Genomic DNA, 19,233 nt, shown 5'->3' with positions numbered 1-19,233 from the left:
CGGACACGGCAGCCTTAAAGATCGCTATTGATGCCCCAAAAAAAGGGCCGCCCCTAGAGCGACCCCGTTTTAGTCTATGTAATCTTGATCACTTTGGCAGGATAACTGCGTCGATGACGTGGATTACACCGTTTGAAGCGTCAATGTCTGCTTGTACGACTTTAGCGTTGTCTACCGAGACGCCGCTGAATGCGCTGATCTGCACTGACTGACCGTTAACGGTTTCCACAGAGAGTTTTTTGCCGGACAAATCAGATGCCATGACTTTTCCTGGGACCACATGATATGTCAGCACGGCAACAAGCTGGTCACGATTTTCAGGCTTCAACAGTGTCTCGACTGTTCCGGCAGGAAGTGCTGCAAATGCATCATCGGTGGGTGCGAAAACAGTGAAAGGGCCGTCTCCTTTCAAAGTTTCAACCAGTCCTGCCGCCTGAACAGCGGCAACGAGCGTTGTGAAAGAACCAGCACTTACCGCTGTATCCACAATATCCATTTTGCTGCCGTGCCCATCAGCCATTGCTGTGGTGCCTGTCAGAGCAAGGGCAAGGCCCGCTGCTGCGCTAAAGAAAGTCCGTCGTAGCATATCTATTTCCTCCAGTTTGATATGAGAGGATACGCCTGCACGCCTTGACTAGATCAAAAGCATCCCAACTTTTGTCAGAACAAAGCCTATAACATTCAGATTTTAATGGATTAATTATTCCATGAAATTTACTTCATTCGCATGAAAGCTTAACTATGCTGCCAACTGAACTAATCGCCGATAGGTGTTGGCTCTGGTCCCATTGAGCCATTCGCAAACGTATTTTTCCAGCGGCTCCCTGCGTGGCCCTTTAGGCTTCGGGCCGTCCTTGGATAAACACGCAATCAGCAATCTCGGACCGAAACAGGCGCCTAATCAAATGCGCCATGCCTCGGAATTCTTCTGATTTGGTGATACGCGGCCCGCTTAGGGCACCAACACCAGCTTCCCTGTCGCGCCACGCCCCAACACGCGTTTCAGCACCTCGGCGGCATCGGACAGGGGATAGCGTCCCTCGATCAGCGGTTTGACCTTGCCTGCGCTGTACCAGCCGACCAGCTCTTTCATGTTGTCGGCATAGACCTGTGGTTCGGCTTGGGTGAAGTTGCCCCAGAACACACCGACCACAGCATATTCCTTGACCAAAGACAGGTTCACTGGGAACTTGGGAATCTCGCCACTGGCAAAGCCGATCACCAGCAGCCGACCGTTCCGTGCCATCGAACGCGAGCACGCGTCAAACGCCGCCCCACCGACCGAGTCATAGACCACGTCCACGCCCTTACCATCGGTTAGCGCCTTCAGATCGTTTTTCAGATCGTCATATCCGATCGCCTCGTCCGCGCCGGCCTGTTTGGCAAGCTCGCGCTTTTCGTCGGTTGAACAGACGGCAATCACCCGTGCACCCATGATTTTGCCAATCTGCACGGCCGCGATCCCGGTGGCCCCGGCGGCACCCAGAACACACAGGGTTTCGCCCTCTTTCAGTTGCGCCCGCTGTTTCAGCGCGTGATGCGAGGTGCCATAGGCTACCAACAGCGCGCAGGCATCCCCGCCATCCATCTGGTCAATCGCAAAGGCGCGGCGTTCGTCGACCAGCACCTTTTCAGCGTATCCACCCAAGCTGCAGATAGTGGCCACGCGTTGACCAACCTTCAGGGTGGTCACGTCGGGACCGACGGCCTCGATCACACCGGCGGCCTCCATTCCGGGGGTGAAAGGATGCGGAGGTTTCATCTGGTACAGGCCCTGCACCACCAGCCCATCAGGATAGTTCACGCCCGCGGCCTCGACCTTGATTACCACCTCGCGCCCCGAGGGCTGGGGGTGGGCGACCTCTTCGTATTTCAATGCATCAAGCGGTGCGAATTCATGGCTGACAATGGCCTTCATCGGTCTCTTTCTCCCTCTCATCCGGTGCCGCGGGGGGCCCAGGTTCACGACCGTCAGATTAGGCTCTAGCCGCCCCCCAAGCAACTGCGCCGCTGCTCCGGGCAAAAGTGACGGTACGGCATTTTCACAATTAACCCGTTGAATTTCTGCCAAAATCACTTGCCGCCGCGTTTGCCCTGAAAATCGGCAAAAATCGCCATGCGGAATGTAATTTCATTTTGGCGCAGCGTGGCTTCGCGCTAGTGTATACAGCAGGGAGATTTTTCTAAGGGAGGAAATCATGCAGGGCATGATGATGCAGCGGCCGCTGTTGGTCAGCGATCTATTGACGTTCGGAGCAGATGCGAATGCGGGCTGTGAAATCGTTTCGGTCAGAACAGAAGGCGACATTCATCGCCAGACCTATGCCGAAACCGTGCCACGCGTGGCGCAATTGGCGCATGCATTGCAGGCGCACGGGGTCGAGCTGGGCGACCGGATCGCGACACTGGCCTGGAACGGCTATCGCCATTTCGAGCTGTACTATGCCATTTCGGGGCTGGGTGCGATCTGCCACACGATCAACCCACGCCTGTCCGCCGAGCAGCTGATCTATATCGTCAACCACGCTGCCGATAAGATGATTTTCGTGGACACGACCTTTGTTCCGATCCTTGAGGCCGTGAAAGATCAACTGCCCGACAGCATCACCTACGTGGTGATGACCGACCGGGCCCATATGCCTGAAAACACCCTGAACGCCCTGTGCTATGAAGAGCTGCTGGACGGCCAGCCCGACCATTACGACTGGCCCGAATTCGACGAGAACACCGCCTGCGGACTGTGCTATACCTCGGGGACCACGGGCAATCCCAAAGGAGCGCTTTATACGCACCGCTCGACCGTGCTGCACGCACTGATCCTGGCCAGCACCGTAGGTGGCGCCATCCCGAAAGAGGGCAAGGTGCTGCCCGTCGTGCCGCTGTTCCACGTCAACGCGTGGGGCCTGCCCTATGCGGCGCCGATGCTTGGGCTGAATCTGATCATGCCCGGTCAGCATCTGGATGGTGAAAGCCTGTTCAAACTGATGGACACTGAAAAGGTCGACAGCGCCTGGGGCGTCCCCACTGTCTGGATGGGTCTGATGGCCGAGATCGAAAAACAGGGCCGCAAGCCCGAGGGGTTCTCGGACGTGGTGGTCGGTGGCTCGGCCGCGCCGCGCAGCATGATCGAAGCCTTCGAGAAATTGGGCGTCGCCGTGGGCCATGCATGGGGCATGACCGAAATGAGCCCCATCGGCACCCATGGTGTCATGCCCAACTGGGTCGAAGAGCTGCCCTTTGATCAGATGATCGACAAGAAATCTCTTCAGGGTCGTCGTGTTTTTGGTGTCGAGCTGAAAATCGTTAACGACGACGGAGAAAAACTGCCCCACGACGGCAAAGCAGTGGGCGAGTTGTACGTGCGCGGAAACACCGTTGTCTCGGGATATTTCAACAACCCCGAGGCAACCAAGGCCGCGTTGGACGCGGAGGGTTGGTTCGGCACCGGCGACATCGCCAGCATCGACAGCGACGGAATTCTGTCCATCCAGGACCGCGCCAAGGACCTTATCAAGTCGGGCGGCGAGTGGATTTCCTCGATCGATCTGGAAAACGCGGCCATGTCCCATCCGCAAATCGCGGCATGCGCGGCGATCGCCATGCCTCATCCCAAGTGGGACGAACGACCGATCCTGGTTGCCGTTGCCGCCGGTGAGGACAAACCCGATCTGGACACGATCCACACCCATATGTCCGAGCATTTCGCCAAGTGGCAGCTGCCCGATGATGTGCTTTGGGTCGACGCTTTGCCGCTGACCGCGACGGGCAAAACTTCGAAGCTGACATTACGCAAGCAGTTGGCAGATTACGTGCTGCCCGATCTGCGGTAATGAAAACGGGGCGCCCAACCGGGCGCCCCGCTTGTTCCTGGCCGGGGCCGTTCAGACCTCCAGCCATTCCTTACGCACATCCTCGCGGTCGCGGAATTCATCCGGAGTGCCGGACCAGACGATCTCGCCATGGCCCATCACGTAAACCCGGTTGGCGATCCGCAGCGCGATGGAAAGCTTCTGCTCGACCAGCAAAATCGCAACGCCGGTTTTGGCGATCTCGGCGATCATGTCACCGATCTGATGCACGATTTTCGGGGCCAGGCCTTCGGTCGGTTCATCGATGATGATCAGGTCCGGATCGCCCATCAGGGTCCGGCACATCGTCAACATCTGCTTTTCACCGCCCGACAGAACCCCCGCCAGGTTGTCCGCCCGCTCGCGCAGGTTGGGGAACATATCCAGCATGTCATCGACCGAGTATTTCCCCGGCGTTTTCATGTTCTTGATCCCCAGGATCAGGTTGTCGCGCACGGTCATGGTGGGAAAAATGTCCCGGCTTTCAGGAACATAGCCCAATCCCAACCGCGCGATCTTGTGGCTTTCCAACCCCGAGATCACCTGCCCCTTGAACGTGATATCCCCCTTGGGCGGCACCTCGCCCATGATGGCCTTGGCGGTGGTGGATCGCCCCACCCCGTTGCGCCCCAGCAGGGCAATCACCTCGCCGGGCATGATCTCCATTTCGACCCCGCGCAACACGTGGGACTTGCCGTAAAAGGCGTTCAGGTCTTTGACCGTAAGCATTGGTTGGGTCACGCCGCGCCCTCCTGTTCTAACGCGTCTGCCTCGTCGCCCAGATAGGCTTCGCGCACCTTGGGATCGCCACGGATTTCCTCGGGCTTGCCGGTCGCGATGATCTGGCCGTAAACCAGCACGCTGATCCGATCGGCCAGGTTGAACACCACTCCCATGTCATGCTCGACAATAAGCAGGGTCTTACCCTCGGTGGCCTGTTTGATCAGGGCCACAGCGCGTTCGGTTTCCGAGTGCGACATGCCGGCCGTGGGTTCGTCCAGCATGATCACATCCGCCCCGCCCGCGATGGTGATCGCGATTTCCAGCGTGCGTTGATCGGCATAGGGCAGCAGGGCCGCAGGCAGGTTTGCCTTGTCCAGCAAGTCCACCGACTCCAGAATCTCAGCGGTCTTGCGCTGCACCTCTTTGAGGTTCCCCACATTGCGCCAAAAACTGTAGCCGTAGCCCATCGAGTAAAGCACCCCGCAGCGGACATTTTCGCGGACGGTCATGTTCGCGAAAATGTTCGAGACCTGAAAACTGCGCGACAGGCCCATTCGGTTGATGCGGTACGGTTTCTGCCCGCCAATCTCGGTTCCGCGCAGCTTTACGCTTCCCGACGTGGGGTGATACCCCCCCGAGATCAGGTTGAACAAGGTGGATTTCCCCGCCCCGTTCGGCCCGATGATGGCATGGCGTTCGCCCGGTTCGATATCCAGAGACACGCCCTGGATAATCTTGGCCGGTCCGAAATCCTTGGTCAGATCGGTAATAGAAAGTGCCGGTTGCGTCATGCGTGACCCTCCTTGTTGCGGATGTGAGCGTGGCGCAGGATACCCGCGCCGGCCACGATTGGCAGGATGATCAGCGCCCAGGTCAGGACCGATCCTGTCGACAGATGCAGCCCGAAGGGTTCGAAGCTGTGACCATAGCCATTGGACCAATTCACACCGACTTCGACCAGAACGATCACGCCAATCAGCAGCAGAACACAGCCCAGCCCATAGACCAGCCATTTGCCGATATGCTCGCCGCGATCGGCGGACCGCAGACCGTTGAACAGACCTGCCACAATCCCAGCCAGACCACCGGGGGCGAACATCACAACGGCCATGAACAGGATGCCCAGATACAGCAGCCACGCTTCGGAATAATCCGACATCATCGACTGCATATAGGTCAGCACAATGGCGCCCAGAATCGGCCCCGCGAAGTACCGTATACCGCCGATATAGGCCATCAAGAGCACCATGCCCGAAGGGGCCAGAGACAGCGCCTCGGGGGTGAAGATTTCATAGTTCACAGCAGCCATACCGCCCGCCAGACCTGCGAAACCGCCCGCGAAGATAAACACCAGATAGCGCACGCGCTGCGGGTCATAGCCCACGAACTCCACCCGTTCGGGGTTGTCACGCGTTGCCTCAGACATCTTGCCCAGCGGGGTGCGGGTGAAGGCATAGGTGCCCACCGCGCCAACGAGGGTCCAGAATGCGATGAACCAGTAAACCTCGTTGATCGGCCCCAGCGACAGGCCAAACATTTCCGGCCCGTTCATACGGTCACCCGAGATGCCTTCTTCGCCGCCAAAAATTGACCCGAACATGAACCCTGCCGCCGCGATCAGCTCGGCCACACCAAGCGAGATCATGGCAAAGGGTGTGCCCGCCCGACGGCAGGATGGCCAACCGATGATCGCACCGGCCAGCGCCCCGCCAGCGAACCCAATAATCGGCAGGAAGAACACCGGATACCCGGCCCAGAACCCGCCATCTCCATAGGCGGCATCCTCGATCCATCCCATCGCGTGAACGGCGGCATAGCCCCCCAGCCCGAAGTACACCGCATGCCCAAAGGACAGCAGCCCACCCCGACCAAGCAGCATATTATAGCTAAGCGCGAAGACGATATTGATGCCCATCGCATTCATCAGCGAATACATCGTGCGCGACGGCCCCATCATAGGGATCAGCACCAGCACCAGCGCCAGCCCGGCAAAGGGCAGCACGCGCTGCGCGAATTTCTGACCGCCCGAGGGCGCCAGGTTTTCGAAATTCTGAATAGTCTGATCGCTCATAGCTCACGGTCCCCCAACAGGCCACGCGGGCGCACCATCAGGATCAGCACCAGCATCAGGAACGGGATCATCGGCGCAAGTGACGAAATAGAGATGCTGCCGACCTCGGAGGTCGCGGACAGTCCAAGCCAGCCGAACAGGTCGGCAAAGTTGGCATCGATCGCCACGGCGAAGGTTTGCAACAGACCCAGCAGCATCGCGGCCAGAAAGGCGCCCATCAGGCTGCCCAAACCGCCAACGACGACCACCACGAAAACAATCGGTCCCATCTGAACGGCCATCGCCGGATCAGTGACCAGATAGTTGCCTCCGATTACACCAGCCAGACCGGCCAAAGCACAGCCCACACCGAACACGGTCATGAAAATGCGCGGCACGTTATGTCCCAAATGCCCCACCATATGCGGATGGCTCAGCGCCGCCTGAATGATCAGACCTGCACGGGTACGGTTCAGGATGAACCACAGCGCGACCAGCATCGCCAGCGCGACAAACAGCGTGAAAATCCTGTAGGCCGGATATTGCGCGCCGAACAGTTCGAACAGGGGGAAATCCAGCAACTCGGGGATACGATAATCCACGGCGTTGCGGCCCCAGATGATCTTGACCACCTCGTCGATCAGATAGGCCAGACCAAAGGTGAACAGCAGCTCGGCCACGTGGCCATTCACGTGCACCGTGCGCAGGCCCCAGCGTTCGACAGCTGCGCCCACAAGACCCACCAGGATCGGGGCAAAAACCAGCGCCAGCCAAAAACTACTGGCCTCAGAGATAGTATAAGCGAAATAGGCCCCCAGCATGTAAAAGCTGGCATGTGCAAAGTTTAGCACGCCCATCATGCTGAAAATCAGGGTCAGACCACTGGACAGCATGAACAACAGGAGGCCGTAGATCACCCCGTTCAGGAGTGAAAATACGATCGTTTCCATGGAAACCTCTTAATCGGCGGGTGCCATCTGCGGACAGACGGCACCCTTAGAGTTCAGCAAAAGGCGCTTAAGACGGGCGCTTCATTTTGCAGGTGGTGTCGGTCGCGGTGGATTCGGCCTCGATCCGGTCAGCCTCGCCCGAGGCCCAGCCCAGGGGCAAACCTTCGACCCCACGGCCCACATTGTCCGAGAATGTCGACATGAACATCGGCTGCAGGATCTGGTGGTTGTCAGCTCGCATGGTCACGGTGCCGGTCGAGCTTTCATAGGTCATGCCCTCCAGCGCAAACGCGACGTCCTTAGGCTCGGTGCTGCCTGCCTTGTCTGCGGCCATGGCCAGCATGTTCATGGCATTGTGAATCCGGTGATAGTAGTAGTTGTCATCCGGATAGGCCGCCTCGTACCCGTCCACATAGGTGGCCTGCGCGTCAGGCATCGGCAGGTTGGTGTTGTGTTCAACAATGGCTTTGACCTGACCAACCGCAGCAGCGCCCATCGCGGTCGCCGCCCCTTTGGAACCACCATAATAGGTCAGGATCGGGCCATCATAACCGGAATCGATTGCCGCCTTGATCAGCAGCACCATATCCGCGCCCCAGTTCCCTGTGATCACGGCATCCGCGCCCGAGCTGATGATCTTCTGCACATAGGGGGTGAAGTCCTTCACCTTGCCAAGCGGGTGCAGTTCGTTGCCGACAATCTCGATATCGGGGCGCTTTTCACCCAGGTTCTTCACCGCGGCAGCCGACACGGCCTTACCGAAGGAATAGTCCTGCCCAATGATGTAGACCTTTTTGATCGCGTCCTGAGCCTTCACCCAATCTGTCACGGCCTCCATCTTCATGTCGGCGTCGGCATCAAAGCGGAAGTGCCAGAAGTTGCAGCGGTCATTGGTGAATGCGGGATCCACGGCTGCGTAGTTCAGGAACAGAACCTCTTCGCCCGGGTTACGTTTGTTGTGTTTGGCAATCGCGTCGATCAACGCCGAAGCCACGGACGATCCATTGCCCTGAGCAATGAATCGCACGCCCTGATCAAGCGCTTTTTGCAGCTGAACCAGCGATTCCTTGGGGTTGATCTTGTTGTCCAGACCGATGATTTCGACGTCCTTTCAGCCGATCCCACCCTTGGCATTGACTTGTGCCGCAGCGTAATTCCATTCGTTCAGACCAGCCTGACCCGACGGCCCAAACGGCCCGGAAAGCGGGTCAATAAAAGCAATTTTCAGCGTCTCGGCCGACGCTCCTGCCGTTGAAACAAAGGCAATCGCTGCTGCCAGCGCGGCAGATTTAACAAGATTCATGGTTTTCCTCCCTCTAGAAAGAAAGGACCATTCCAGATGGAGGCCCCCTCGCGGGGCCGATCAAACGAGAAGCTTGTGCAGTTGTCAATCATTTTGTGAAATACTATTCTGCATAGTGAAAAACGCCAGAGGGAGGGGTGTTGATGATCAAGGGGTTGGAAAGCGGGGCCAATGACAATCAGGCCTTTGCAAACTGGATCGACCAGAACTGTCCTGAAACGTTGCGAAACCAGCAATTGGGCGAGGACGCTATCGTCTGGGGCGGCCGCAATTGGGTATTCCAGCGCGAGGATCAGAAAACATGGCTGGAGCGCGCCCGCGCTGAAGGCCTGACCGCCCCACGTTGGCCGACAGCCTATGGCGGCGCCGGGCTGACCCGCGCGCAGGAAAAAGCATTTCGTGAAGAGATGACGCGCCTTGGGGCTCCTTCTCCTCTGGAAAGCTTTGGGTTGTGGATGCTGGGCCCCGCGCTTCTGGAATTCGGCACCGAAGAGCAGAAGAAACATTTCCTGCCCCCCATCACCCGCGGCGAGATCCGCTGGTGCCAGGGATATTCCGAACCAGGAGCCGGCAGTGATCTGGCCAGCGTGCAAACCCGTGCCGAGGACATGGGGGACCACTGGCTGGTGAACGGCCAGAAAATCTGGACTTCTTACGCAGACAAGGCCGACTGGATTTTCGCACTGGTCCGCACTGACCGCGAAGCGCCTAAACACTTGGGGATTAGCTTCATGTTGATCGACATGACCTCGCCCGGTGTGACCACCAAGCCGATCCAGCTAATCTCGGGCAAGTCCCCATTCTGCGAGACGTTTTTCGACAATGTGAAGGTTCCGAAGTCTTATGATGAAGGAGTTTCTTCGATCGTAGGCACGCAAAACCGCGGCTGGGATGTCGCGAAACATCTGCTGACTCACGAGCGTGAAATGATCGGTGCCGGCGGAGGCGGGCTGTTGGGCGGCCGCTCGGTCGGCGCAGTTTTGGGTGACAATGCCGACCCGGTTCTGCGTGCAGAGGCTATGGAGCTTGAGGTCGACAACCTGGCTTTTGACCTGACAATGGACCGCTACAAGGATCAGGCAAAATCAGGTCGCGGGGTCGGCAATGCCAGCGCCATGCTCAAGTATTTCGGCACCGAGCTGAACAAGCGCCGCTATGAAATTCTGATGTCCGCGACGGGCAGCGAAGGGGTGGAGTGGGACGGCCCGCACGGGTCATTGGCGCCGGAATGGCTGCGCACCAAGGCCAACTCGATCGAGGGCGGCACCAGTGAGGTCATGCTGGACATTATCGCCAAACGTGTCCTCGAGCTGCCGTCTAAATAGGGAAATCTGATATGCAAAGTCTTCTTGAAACCGAAGACGAAACCCTGCTGCGCGATTCCGCGCGCGGGTTTCTGAAAGACGCTTCGCCTGTTGGTGGTCTGCGTGAAAACCGCGAGAAGTCGCGCGCCTACGATCCCGGTCTGTGGCGCGAAATGGCGCAAATGGGATGGAGTGGCGTCCTGGTTCCCGAAACCGAAGGGGGCGCCGATATGGGCCACCGCGCCGCCGGAATCCTGTGCGAAGAAATGGGCACCGTGCTGGCTGCAAGTCCGTTCATCTCGACTTCTGTGGTAGCCGCTTCCGCTTTGCGGAATGCTGCAACAGACCGCGCGCGCCATTCGTTAACCCAAATTGCCGAGGGTGCCATAACCTATGCGCTGGCTATTGATGAAAGCGCAAAGTTCGCTCCGACCGCCACGGCGCTGACCGCGGCGAAGGCCGGAAACGGGTTCACTCTGACCGGTCGCAAGGGGTTTGTCGCCGATGGCGGCTCGGCCGATCGGCTGCTGGTGCTGGCCCGCACGGGCGGCGCCCCCGGAGAGGCGCGGGGCCTGACCCTGTTTGACATCGAGGCAGATCGCGCCGGGATTTCTCGGACCGCGACCCCAACCGTTGACAGCCGCGACCATGCAAGGATCGATTTGATGGGTGTTTCCGTCACCGGGGATGACATCATTGGCGAGTTGGACAACGGACTGGCCGCCATCCGCCACGGGTTAGAGGCCGGACAGGCCGCCGTTGCAGCCGAACTGGCCGGTGTAGCGGGCGGTGCTTACGCGATGACCGTCGGCTATCTGAAAGAGCGCAAACAGTTCGGTCGGACCATCGGGGCGTTTCAGGCCCTGCAACATCGGGCGGCACATCTTTGGAGCGAGATCGAAGTGACCGCAAGTGCGATCGCCAACGCTGGCCGCGTACTGGACGAAGCACCGGATCAGGCGACCATGGCTGTTTCTCTGGCCAAGGCGCGCGCGACCTCGACCGCCAAGCTGGCCGTCAGCGAAGGCGTTCAGATGCATGGCGGGATCGGCATGACAGACGAATACGACATCGGGTTTTTCATGAAACGCGCGCGCGTCGGGGCCGAATGGCTGGGCGATTACGGCTATCACGCCGCTCAGGTTGCTGCGGTACGTGAGTTTTGAGCAAAAAGTTAAAGGGGAGAGAGAATGAAACCGAATGATCTGTTCGACCTCAGCGGCAAGACCGCTTTGGTCACGGGTGGGGCCACCGGCATCGGCCGCATGGCCGCCGAAGGGCTGGTCGCCGCCGGGGCGCGTGTGCTGATCGCCAGCCGCAAGGCCGAAGCGTGTCAGGCCGTCGCCGACGAGCTGAACAAGATGGGCTATGCCGGCAGTGCCGAAGGTTTTGGCGGGGATGTGGCGACCGAAGAAGGCATCGCCGATCTGGTGGCCGAGGTCAGCAAGCGCACCGACTCGCTGCACATCCTGATGAACAACGCCGGCCGCACTTGGGGCGCGCCGTTGGGGCAGCATCCCTATGAGGCGTGGGACAAGCTGCTGCGGCTGAACGTCACCGGAATGTTCCATCTGACGCAAAGCCTGCTGCCGTTGATGTTAAAGGCCAGCACCCCCGGTGATCCCGCGCGCGTGGTCAACGTGGGCTCGGTCATGGGGGAAATTCCCAAGGGCACGGCGACCTATTCCTATGCAGTGTCAAAAGGCGCGGTGCATCACATGACCCGTGTGCTGTCCAACGACCTGGCACCGCAGGGGATCACGGTGAACGCGATCGCTCCGGGGCCGTTTGTTTCGAACATGACCGCCTTTGCCATCGGCACCGAGGAAGGTCAGGAACGGTCGGCCAAGGGCATCCCATTGGGCCGCGTCGGCTGCCCCGAGGATATCGCGGGAACGCTGCAATACCTTTGCGGCAAGGGCGGGGCCTATGTTTCGGGCGCGGTTCTGCCGCTGTCGGGTGGGCTGCAGTCACACGCCCCCGCCAACCTGTTCAACGAGGAGCTATAGATGTCCATCCCAAGCTCTGAACTACTGACCCTTGACGCCTTCCGCGCCATGCTTGGCAAGGAAATGGGTGTATCCGAATGGACCACGATCACTCAGGACCAGATCGACACGTTCGCGGAATGCACCGACGACCACCAGTTCATCCATGTCGATCCCGAGGCCGCCGCAAAAACGCCCTTTGGCGGCACCATCGCGCATGGGTTCCTGACCCTGTCGATGCTGTCCTCGATGGCCTACCAGATGCCCTCGATCGAGGGCACGGCCATGGCGGTGAATTATGGGTTCAACAAGTTGCGCTTTGTTTCGCCCGTGCGGTCCGGCGCACGTATTCGCGGCCGTTTCGTGCTGAAAGCCTTCGAGGAAATCCGCCCCGGTGAGATACAAACAACCACGACCGTCTCGGTCGAGATTGAAGGCGAAGACAAACCCGCGCTGGTCGCCGACTGGCTGGGTCGCAGATACTTGGAGAAAACAGAATGAGTGAAGTGCGTTTTGACGGCCGCGTGGCGATTGTGACCGGGGCAGGTGCAGGTCTGGGCCGCAGCCATGCGCTGGGTCTGGCCGCACGTGGGGCCAAGGTCATCGTGAACGATCTGGGTGCGGCCACGGACGGCACCGGGACAGGATCTGAAGCCGCCCAGACCGTGGTCGAGGAAATCCGTGCCGCTGGGGGCAAAGCCATCGCCAACGGCGCCAACGTCGCTGACCCCGAGCAGGTGCAGGCCATGGTGGATCACGCCATCGCCGAATATGGCCACGTGGACATTTTGGTGAACAACGCGGGCATCCTGCGCGACAAGACTTTTGCCAAGATGACCCTGGATGATTTCCAAAAGGTCGTGGACGTGCACCTGATGGGCTCTGTCAACTGCACGCACGCCCTGTGGCGGCACATGCTGGAACGCGAGTATGGCCGGATCGTTCTGACCACCTCGTCCTCGGGGCTGTATGGCAATTTCGGGCAGTCGAACTATGGCGCGGCCAAGGCTTCGATGCTGGGGTTGATGAACGTGCTGCACCACGAAGGAAGCCGCAAGAACGTGCGCACCAACATGCTGGCCCCCACCGCAACGACGCGCATGACCGAAGAGCTGTTCCCAGCCGAGGTCAAGGATCTGCTGAAGCCCGAAACCATCACCCCCGGCCTGTTGGCCTTGGTCAGTGAAGACGGACCCAGCCGGATGATCTTGGGCGCCGGTGGCGGCTGCTTTGCCGAAACCAAGATCTACGAAAGCCGCGGCGTGGCGCTGCAGGGCGATGATCTGTCCCCCGAGGGCGTTCTGGCCAACATGGACACCATCCGCAGCGCAGAAGGCCAGACCCCGATGGAGGGCGCCTTCTCGCAAACTGAAAAATACATCGCAATGGCCGCCGAGTTGCGCGGCATAGACTTGCAGAAAAAGGACTGAACCATGCGTGACGCAGTCATCGTTTCCACCGCCCGCACCCCGATTGGCAAGGCCTATCGCGGCGCTTTCAACAACACCTCGGCGCAAGAGCTGATCGGCCATGCCGTCAGCAACGCTGTCAGCCGCGCCGGTCTGGACGGCTCGGAGATCAGCGATTGCGTCATTGGCGCGGCGATCCAGCAAGGCTCGACCGGGGGCAACATTGGCCGTCAGGCCGTGATCCGCGCGGGCCTGCCCGTCACCATCGGCGGCATGTCGATGGATCGCCAATGTGCCAGCGGCATGATGGCCATCGCGACGGCCGCAAAGCAGGTTGTGCATGACGGCATGGACATCTGTATCGGTGGCGGCGTGGAGTCGATCTCTCTGGTGCAGAACCAGCAGATGCGCACCGATTGGATGGCCGACCCGTGGACGAAAAAGAACAAGCCGTCTTTGTATATGTCCATGCTGGAAACCGCCGAGATCGTGGCCGACCGGTACAACGTCAGCCGCGAGGATCAGGACGCCTATGCCCTGCAATCGCAGCAGCGCACCGCCGCCGCGCAAGAGGCAGGCAAGTTCGATGACGAGATCGTGCCGCTGACCACCTCGATGGGCGTGATGGACAAGGAAACCAAAGAGGTGTCCTTCAAAGAGGTCACGCTGACCAAGGACGAGGGCAACCGCCCCGGCACAACCATCGAAAACCTTGAAAGCCTGGCGCCAGTATTCAAGGACGGCCAGACCGTCAAAGAGGGCAAGTTCATCACTGCCGGCAACGCCAGCCAGCTGTCTGATGGGGCCTCGGCCTCGGTCATCATGGAGGCCAAGGTCGCCGAGCAACGCGGGCTGCAACCTCTGGGCCGCTATGTGGGCGTGATGGCGGCAGGTCTGGAGCCAGACGAGATGGGGATCGGCCCGATCTATGCGGTGCCCAAACTGCTGGAAGCGCACGGCCTGAAGATGGACGATATCGGCCTGTGGGAGCTGAACGAGGCCTTCGCCTGTCAGGTTCTGCACTCGGCCCGCGTGCTGGGCATCCCCGAAGAGATTCTGAACGTCAACGGCGGCGCGATCTCGGTTGGTCACCCCTATGGCATGTCCGGCGCCCGCATGGTCGGCCACGCGCTGATCGAGGGCAAACGCCGCGGTGCTAAATACGTTGTTTGCACCATGTGCGTGGGCGGCGGCATGGGCGCGGCTGGCCTGTTCGAAGTGCTTTGAACCCCGTTTGAACCTCGACGGTTGGGGCCCTACAGTGACCGTGGCCCCAACCTCAATCTCAAAGGATTTCAAATGCCCGAATTGCACCTCATTCGCCATGCCCAAGCCTCGTTCGGGGCGGCCGACTACGATGTCCTGTCAGACCTTGGCCACGAACAGTCCTTTGAACTGGGCAAGGCTTTGGCGCGGCAGGGTGTCAGCCCGGATGCGCTGTTTATGGGTGCGCAGCGACGGCACCGCGAAACGCTGGAGGGGATCATCAAGGGCATGGGTCGCGACCCCGCCGAGGCCACGGTGCTGCCCGGCCTGAACGAATTTGATTTCAGCGGCTTGCTGGATGCGCATTATGCCAACAAACCCGCGCCCGAAAACATGCATTCGGAACGCAAATCCCATTTCCGCACCTTGCGTGACACCGTTCTGGCCTGGCAGCGCGACGAAATCGAGAACCCGCCAGAAACCTGGGCCGAATTCAGCGGACGCGTCGAAGCCGCGCGTCAAGCCATTGCCGCCAGCGGCGCAGAGAAGGTGATTGCCGTCAGCTCGGGCGGGGCGATCGGACAGATGATCGCGGCCACGCTGAACGCGCCCTCGGATCAGCAAATCCAACTGCAACTCCAGATGAAGAACTGCGCCGTGAACCGCTTTATCTTCACTCCGCGAAACTTCTTCCTGCATGGGTTCAACGAGACGCCGCACATCACTGCGGACAATGCTGATCCCCTTTTGACCTATAGCTGAGGATGCCATGACGATTGATGACCCGACCAAGCTGGACACCGATGCCGTTGCCGCCTATCTGGCGGATCACCTGCCGGGCTTTGCCGGGCCCCTGACGGCCGAGAAATTCAACGTCGGGCAGTCCAATCCGACCTTTCGCCTGATCACCCCTACGCAAACGTATGTTCTGCGCCGCAAACCCCCCGGAGTGCTGCTGAAATCCGCTCACGCAGTGGATCGCGAATTCCGGGTGCAAAGTGCGCTGCAAGGTTCGGATGTACCGGTCGCGCGGATGCATCTGCTGTGCGAGGATGACAGTGTCATTGGCTCGGCCTTTTATGTCATGGACGAAGTGATCGGCCGCCATTTCAACGATCCCCGGCTGGACGAATTGGCGCAGGGCGACCGGCGTCCGATTCAGGACGCGATGAACACCGTTCTGGCCGCGATCCACAACGTGGATTTGCAGGCGACAGGGCTGCATGACTATGGCCCCGAGGGGAATTATTATCGCCGTCAGATCGACCGCTGGACCAAACAATACCGCGCCTCGGAAACCGATCACATTCCGGCTATGGAAGAGCTTATCGCCTGGCTGGACACCAACATCCCCGCCGAGGACGGACAGCGTACACTGGTCCATGGGGACTATCGGATCGACAATATGCTGTTCCATAAAGATCGCCCCGAAGTCGCCGCCGTGCTGGATTGGGAGCTGTCCACCATCGGCCATCCTTATGCCGATCTGGCCGCGGTTATCATGCAATGGATGATGCCTCCGGGCACCGAGGGGCGCGGGCTGGCCGGCGTTAACCGCGAAGCTCAGGGCCTGATGAGCGATGCCGAGTTTATCGACGCCTATTGCACCCGTCGCGGCCTGCCCGGCGTGGACAAGTTCGGGTTCTACCTGGCCTTTACCTTTTTCCGCATGGCAGGGATCATCCAAGGCGTTTACAAGCGCGCGCTGGATGGAAATGCTTCGAACCCGCAACGTGGCATCGCTTTGGGTCCCTATGTCGAGGTATTTGCGAAACACGGGCTGGATGCAGCCCGCACTGTCTGAAGGACCGGCATGACCGACACACCCTTTGATCCCTCGATCCTGGAAGACCCGTATGCGTTGCAACGTCACCTGGGCTTCGAGATCGTGGACTGGCAAACCGATTATGCACGGGTCGAACTGCCGATGTATCCTCATTTGATGAACCGCTATGGCATCCCGCACGGGGGCGTCTATGCCACCATTCTGGACACGGCGATGGGGTTCTCGGGGTGCTATACCGGCGATCGCGACGCCAAGAAGCTGGCCATGACCCTGTCGTTGAACGTGAACTACGAAGGACAGGCCAAGGGCAACCGACTGATCTGCGAAGGACGCAAGACCGGCGGCGGGGCCAAAACCTATTTCACTAGCGGATTGGTGACCGACGATCTGGGCACACGGATCGCCTCGGGCACCGGCGTGTTCCGCGTTCGAAGCACGACCCGCATAGATTAGAAACGCAGCGGCCACCGCCGCATCAGGGAGGAAAACATGGGAAATTCAATGCATCGCGTCGTGCTGGCGCGCAGACCACAAGGCGAACCCGTCGATCAGGACTTTCGCTATGAAGAGGCCCCAATGCCAGTGCCAGCCGACGGCGAGGTTCTGGTCCGCGTAACCCATATGTCGCTGGATCCTTACATGCGGGGGCGTATGGATGATGCAAAATCCTATGCCAAGCCAGTTGAGATTGACCAAACCATGGAAGGTGGTGCCGTGGGCGAGGTGATTGCCTCGAACCATCCGAAATTCGCAGTCGGGGACACGGTGTTCGGCATGTTCGGCTGGGCTTCGCATGGCTGCCTGCCGGGAAATCAGTTGAACAAAATCGACCCGTCGGTCCCCTCGACCGCGGCGCTGGGGGTGCTTGGGATGCCGGGCTTTACCGGCTGGTTCGGGCTTATGGAATACGGCCGCCCGCAGGCTGGTGAAACCTTGGTCGTGGCCGCCGCAACGGGGCCGGTTGGATCGATGGTCGGGCAGATGGCCAAGCACCTTGGCCTGCGTGTCGTGGGCATCGCCGGGGGCGCGAAAAAATGCGCGCTGGCCAAAGAGAAATTCGGTTTCGACGAATGCCTGGATCACCGCGACTATGCTGATGCCAAAGAGCTGCGCACGGCCCTGGCCGAGGCCTGCCCGGATGGCGTGGACATCTATTTTGAAAACGTCGCCGGTAAAGTGCTGGAGGCCGTGCTGCCCCTGATGAACGTCGGCGGACGTATCCCGCTGTGTGGCATGATCGCATGGTACAACGCGGGCGCGTTGGGCGGTGACATGACCGGCACCAAGGACAATCTGCCCAAGATGTGGCGGACCATTCTGGTGAACCGCCTGCATGTTCATGGCTTCATCATCTCGGACCATTTCAACCGCCTGCCCGAATTTCTGGCAAGCGCGGGCCCGCTGGTTGCTCAAGGCAAAATCAAGTACATCGAGGACGTGGCTGAGGGGCTGGAAAACGCGCCCGCAGCCTTCATGAACATGCTCAAAGGTGGGAATTTCGGCAAGCAGATCGTGAAGATCTAAAGCAAGCCTATCGCAAACAGAAAACCCCCGGAGGTTTCGGACCTCCGGGGGTTCCTTTTTTCAGGACGTTATGCGGCCTGATTGCCCGCCATCACCCGGCTCAGGTGATAATCCGTATCACCCAGCTGCGCGTCCAGCATGATCAGGCGCTTGGCGTAATGCGAGACCGGATATTCCCAGGTCATCGCGATACCGCCATGCATTTGAATTGCCTCTTCGGCAACCAACCGCGCCGCGCGTCCAATCAGGTTTTTTGCCATCGAAGCATAGCGCGAGGCATCCTCGCCGCCCAGTTCCGCAGCTGCCTTGATGGTGATCGAGCGCGCCTGCTCGATCTCGGTCAGCATGTCCACGGCACGGTGTTGCAGCACCTGGAATTTGCCGATCGGAATCCCGAATTGCTTGCGCTGTTTCAGGTAGTCAACCGTGATCGCGTGAGTGACGTCCATTGCGCCCACGGCCTCGGCACACAGAGCGACGATCCCGGCGTTGATCGCATCCTCAAGCGCTTCTGCCGCGTCTTCGATCAGCAGGGTCGCAGGGGTGTCATCCAGCAACAATTCAGCCGCACCGGCCCCGTCCATCATTCCGTACCCGGTGACATTGGCATCAGCGGCCTGCACCTGAAACAGGGCCAGCGTACCGTTCAGCTGCGCGGCGACCAGAAAGACATCCGCCGCCTGCCCGCCATAGACCGTGCTTTTGCGGCCCGACAGTGTGTACGCGTCCCCATTGGTGGTCGCGGCACAGGCGATTTGGTCCAGCTCATAGGCCGCGTCCAGTTCGCTGATCCCGACGGCGTATTTCGTGGCGCCGGACAGCAACGCTTCCAGATCTGTGCCTGCTGCGCCCAACAAACGCGCGGCCATACAAGCGCCCAGGATGGGTTCGGACGTGATCTGACGGCCCAGGGCCTCGAACACCACCGAGATGTCAAACCCGGTGCCACCCATGCCGCCTGCGTCCTCGGGGGCCAGGGCGAACAGGGTGCCCAGTTCGGCCAGAGCCTCCCATTTGGAGGGATCGTGGAACGGCTCGACATACGCCACCGTATTGCGATGCTCGACAGGGTATTGATCAGCCAGGAAACGGTTCAGCGTGTCCGCCAGCATCTGGCGGTCTTCGGTCAGGTTAAAGTCCAT

20 protein-coding genes are annotated in these 19,233 nt (G+C 59.8%); 11 read left to right on the top strand and 9 right to left on the bottom strand.

From position 1 onward, the window contains the following. Positions 1-88: 88 nt before the first annotated feature. A complete protein-coding gene (locus ACOQOQ_RS05855) occupies positions 89-586 on the bottom strand; it encodes a fasciclin domain-containing protein (protein ID WP_420569200.1) in 498 nt (165 codons plus the stop codon). 366 nt (positions 587-952) lie between these two features. Further along, the gene (locus tag ACOQOQ_RS05850) at positions 953-1,918 is read right to left on the bottom strand and encodes an NADPH:quinone oxidoreductase family protein (RefSeq protein ID WP_420569199.1); all 966 of its coding nucleotides are present in this window, start codon (positions 1,916-1,918) and stop codon (positions 953-955) included. Positions 1,919-2,198: 280 nt separating this feature from the next. Between ACOQOQ_RS05850 and ACOQOQ_RS05845 the strand changes: the two genes are divergently transcribed. Continuing rightward, entirely contained in the window at positions 2,199-3,830 is a 1,632-nt protein-coding gene (locus tag ACOQOQ_RS05845; protein ID WP_420569198.1) for a long-chain fatty acid--CoA ligase, read from the top strand. A 51-nt stretch (positions 3,831-3,881) separates the two neighbouring features. On the opposite strand, the gene ACOQOQ_RS05840 is transcribed toward ACOQOQ_RS05845, so the two are convergent. The 6 genes from ACOQOQ_RS05840 to ACOQOQ_RS05815 all read right to left on the bottom strand — a co-directional run bounded on the left by ACOQOQ_RS05840 (position 3,882) and on the right by ACOQOQ_RS05815 (position 8,874). Continuing rightward, positions 3,882-4,589 (bottom strand): ABC transporter ATP-binding protein, encoded by a 708-nt coding sequence (locus ACOQOQ_RS05840; protein ID WP_420569197.1) that lies wholly within the window; start codon positions 4,587-4,589, stop codon positions 3,882-3,884. Beyond that, complete coding sequence (locus ACOQOQ_RS05835; protein WP_420569196.1) at positions 4,586-5,362, bottom strand: ABC transporter ATP-binding protein; 777 nt, start codon at positions 5,360-5,362, stop codon at positions 4,586-4,588. Before ACOQOQ_RS05835 ends, ACOQOQ_RS05840 begins: the two co-directional genes overlap by 4 nt. Further along, positions 5,359-6,642, bottom strand: a complete 1,284-nt coding sequence (locus tag ACOQOQ_RS05830) for a branched-chain amino acid ABC transporter permease (RefSeq protein WP_420569195.1) — start codon at positions 6,640-6,642, stop codon at positions 5,359-5,361. The genes ACOQOQ_RS05835 and ACOQOQ_RS05830 overlap by 4 nt, the downstream gene beginning before the upstream one ends. Next, complete coding sequence (locus ACOQOQ_RS05825) at positions 6,639-7,571, bottom strand: branched-chain amino acid ABC transporter permease (RefSeq protein ID WP_420569194.1); 933 nt, start codon at positions 7,569-7,571, stop codon at positions 6,639-6,641. The genes ACOQOQ_RS05830 and ACOQOQ_RS05825 overlap by 4 nt, the downstream gene beginning before the upstream one ends. A gap of 67 nt (positions 7,572-7,638) precedes the next feature. Next, positions 7,639-8,661 (bottom strand): branched-chain amino acid ABC transporter substrate-binding protein, encoded by a 1,023-nt coding sequence (locus ACOQOQ_RS05820; RefSeq protein ID WP_420569736.1) that lies wholly within the window; start codon positions 8,659-8,661, stop codon positions 7,639-7,641. Between the two features lie 21 nt (positions 8,662-8,682). Then, complete coding sequence (locus ACOQOQ_RS05815) at positions 8,683-8,874, bottom strand: hypothetical protein (protein WP_420569193.1); 192 nt, start codon at positions 8,872-8,874, stop codon at positions 8,683-8,685. Between the two features lie 143 nt (positions 8,875-9,017). Between ACOQOQ_RS05815 and ACOQOQ_RS05810 the strand changes: the two genes are divergently transcribed. The 10 genes from ACOQOQ_RS05810 (at position 9,018) to ACOQOQ_RS05765 (ending at position 18,091) form a co-directional block, all read left to right on the top strand. Then, complete coding sequence (locus ACOQOQ_RS05810) at positions 9,018-10,199, top strand: acyl-CoA dehydrogenase family protein (protein WP_420569192.1); 1,182 nt, start codon at positions 9,018-9,020, stop codon at positions 10,197-10,199. An 11-nt stretch (positions 10,200-10,210) separates the two neighbouring features. Continuing rightward, positions 10,211-11,344 (top strand): acyl-CoA dehydrogenase family protein, encoded by a 1,134-nt coding sequence (locus ACOQOQ_RS05805; protein ID WP_420569191.1) that lies wholly within the window; start codon positions 10,211-10,213, stop codon positions 11,342-11,344. Positions 11,345-11,368: 24 nt separating this feature from the next. Further along, positions 11,369-12,187 (top strand): SDR family NAD(P)-dependent oxidoreductase, encoded by an 819-nt coding sequence (locus ACOQOQ_RS05800; protein WP_420569190.1) that lies wholly within the window; start codon positions 11,369-11,371, stop codon positions 12,185-12,187. After that, positions 12,188-12,667: a MaoC family dehydratase gene (locus ACOQOQ_RS05795; RefSeq protein ID WP_420569189.1), complete on the top strand. Its 480-nt coding sequence runs from the start codon at positions 12,188-12,190 to the stop codon at positions 12,665-12,667. It begins immediately after the preceding gene. Then, positions 12,664-13,596 carry an SDR family NAD(P)-dependent oxidoreductase gene (locus ACOQOQ_RS05790; RefSeq protein ID WP_420569188.1) on the top strand — a complete coding sequence of 311 codons (933 nt, stop codon included), beginning with the start codon at positions 12,664-12,666 and terminating at the stop codon, positions 13,594-13,596. The genes ACOQOQ_RS05795 and ACOQOQ_RS05790 overlap by 4 nt, the downstream gene beginning before the upstream one ends. Positions 13,597-13,599: 3 nt before the next feature. Next, positions 13,600-14,802 carry an acetyl-CoA C-acyltransferase gene (locus tag ACOQOQ_RS05785; protein WP_420569187.1) on the top strand — a complete coding sequence of 401 codons (1,203 nt, stop codon included), beginning with the start codon at positions 13,600-13,602 and terminating at the stop codon, positions 14,800-14,802. 72 nt (positions 14,803-14,874) lie between these two features. After that, a complete protein-coding gene (locus ACOQOQ_RS05780) occupies positions 14,875-15,543 on the top strand; it encodes a histidine phosphatase family protein (protein WP_420569186.1) in 669 nt (222 codons plus the stop codon). Between the two features lie 7 nt (positions 15,544-15,550). Next, a complete protein-coding gene (locus ACOQOQ_RS05775; RefSeq protein WP_420569185.1) occupies positions 15,551-16,585 on the top strand; it encodes a phosphotransferase family protein in 1,035 nt (344 codons plus the stop codon). 9 nt (positions 16,586-16,594) lie between these two features. Beyond that, a complete protein-coding gene (locus ACOQOQ_RS05770; protein WP_420569184.1) occupies positions 16,595-17,020 on the top strand; it encodes a PaaI family thioesterase in 426 nt (141 codons plus the stop codon). A gap of 36 nt (positions 17,021-17,056) precedes the next feature. Further along, the gene (locus ACOQOQ_RS05765; protein ID WP_420569183.1) at positions 17,057-18,091 is read left to right on the top strand and encodes an NADP-dependent oxidoreductase; all 1,035 of its coding nucleotides are present in this window, start codon (positions 17,057-17,059) and stop codon (positions 18,089-18,091) included. A 68-nt stretch (positions 18,092-18,159) separates the two neighbouring features. Here ACOQOQ_RS05765 and ACOQOQ_RS05760 read toward each other — a convergent pair whose 3' ends face one another. Continuing rightward, complete coding sequence (locus ACOQOQ_RS05760; RefSeq protein WP_420569182.1) at positions 18,160-19,233, bottom strand: acyl-CoA dehydrogenase family protein; 1,074 nt, start codon at positions 19,231-19,233, stop codon at positions 18,160-18,162.

Origin of the sequence: Thalassovita sp., assembly GCF_965218685.1 — a bacterium.
GTDB lineage: Bacteria > Pseudomonadota > Alphaproteobacteria > Rhodobacterales > Rhodobacteraceae > Thalassobius.
Note: the sequence above shows the minus strand (reverse complement) of the source record. Positions and strands in the feature narration are given on the sequence as shown.

Bases quoted from the DNA above. Each gene is read 5' to 3' on its own strand.
- ACOQOQ_RS05855 (WP_420569200.1), bottom strand. From the start codon at position 586: ATGCTACGACGGACTTTCTTTAGCGCAGCAGCGGGCCTTGCCCTTGCT.
- ACOQOQ_RS05850 (WP_420569199.1), bottom strand. From the start codon at position 1,918: ATGAAGGCCATTGTCAGCCATGAATTCGCACCGCTTGATGCATTGAAA.
- ACOQOQ_RS05845 (WP_420569198.1), top strand. From the start codon at position 2,199: ATGCAGGGCATGATGATGCAGCGGCCGCTGTTGGTCAGCGATCTATTG.
- ACOQOQ_RS05835 (WP_420569196.1), bottom strand. From the start codon at position 5,362: ATGACGCAACCGGCACTTTCTATTACCGATCTGACCAAGGATTTCGGA.
- ACOQOQ_RS05830 (WP_420569195.1), bottom strand. From the start codon at position 6,642: ATGAGCGATCAGACTATTCAGAATTTCGAAAACCTGGCGCCCTCGGGC.
- ACOQOQ_RS05825 (WP_420569194.1), bottom strand. From the start codon at position 7,571: ATGGAAACGATCGTATTTTCACTCCTGAACGGGGTGATCTACGGCCTC.
- ACOQOQ_RS05815 (WP_420569193.1), bottom strand. From the start codon at position 8,874: ATGAATCTTGTTAAATCTGCCGCGCTGGCAGCAGCGATTGCCTTTGTT.
- ACOQOQ_RS05810 (WP_420569192.1), top strand. From the start codon at position 9,018: ATGATCAAGGGGTTGGAAAGCGGGGCCAATGACAATCAGGCCTTTGCA.
- ACOQOQ_RS05805 (WP_420569191.1), top strand. From the start codon at position 10,211: ATGCAAAGTCTTCTTGAAACCGAAGACGAAACCCTGCTGCGCGATTCC.
- ACOQOQ_RS05800 (WP_420569190.1), top strand. From the start codon at position 11,369: ATGAAACCGAATGATCTGTTCGACCTCAGCGGCAAGACCGCTTTGGTC.
- ACOQOQ_RS05795 (WP_420569189.1), top strand. From the start codon at position 12,188: ATGTCCATCCCAAGCTCTGAACTACTGACCCTTGACGCCTTCCGCGCC.
- ACOQOQ_RS05790 (WP_420569188.1), top strand. From the start codon at position 12,664: ATGAGTGAAGTGCGTTTTGACGGCCGCGTGGCGATTGTGACCGGGGCA.
- ACOQOQ_RS05785 (WP_420569187.1), top strand. From the start codon at position 13,600: ATGCGTGACGCAGTCATCGTTTCCACCGCCCGCACCCCGATTGGCAAG.
- ACOQOQ_RS05780 (WP_420569186.1), top strand. From the start codon at position 14,875: ATGCCCGAATTGCACCTCATTCGCCATGCCCAAGCCTCGTTCGGGGCG.
- ACOQOQ_RS05775 (WP_420569185.1), top strand. From the start codon at position 15,551: ATGACGATTGATGACCCGACCAAGCTGGACACCGATGCCGTTGCCGCC.
- ACOQOQ_RS05770 (WP_420569184.1), top strand. From the start codon at position 16,595: ATGACCGACACACCCTTTGATCCCTCGATCCTGGAAGACCCGTATGCG.
- ACOQOQ_RS05765 (WP_420569183.1), top strand. From the start codon at position 17,057: ATGGGAAATTCAATGCATCGCGTCGTGCTGGCGCGCAGACCACAAGGC.
- ACOQOQ_RS05760 (WP_420569182.1), bottom strand. From the start codon at position 19,233: ATGGACTTTAACCTGACCGAAGACCGCCAGATGCTGGCGGACACGCTG.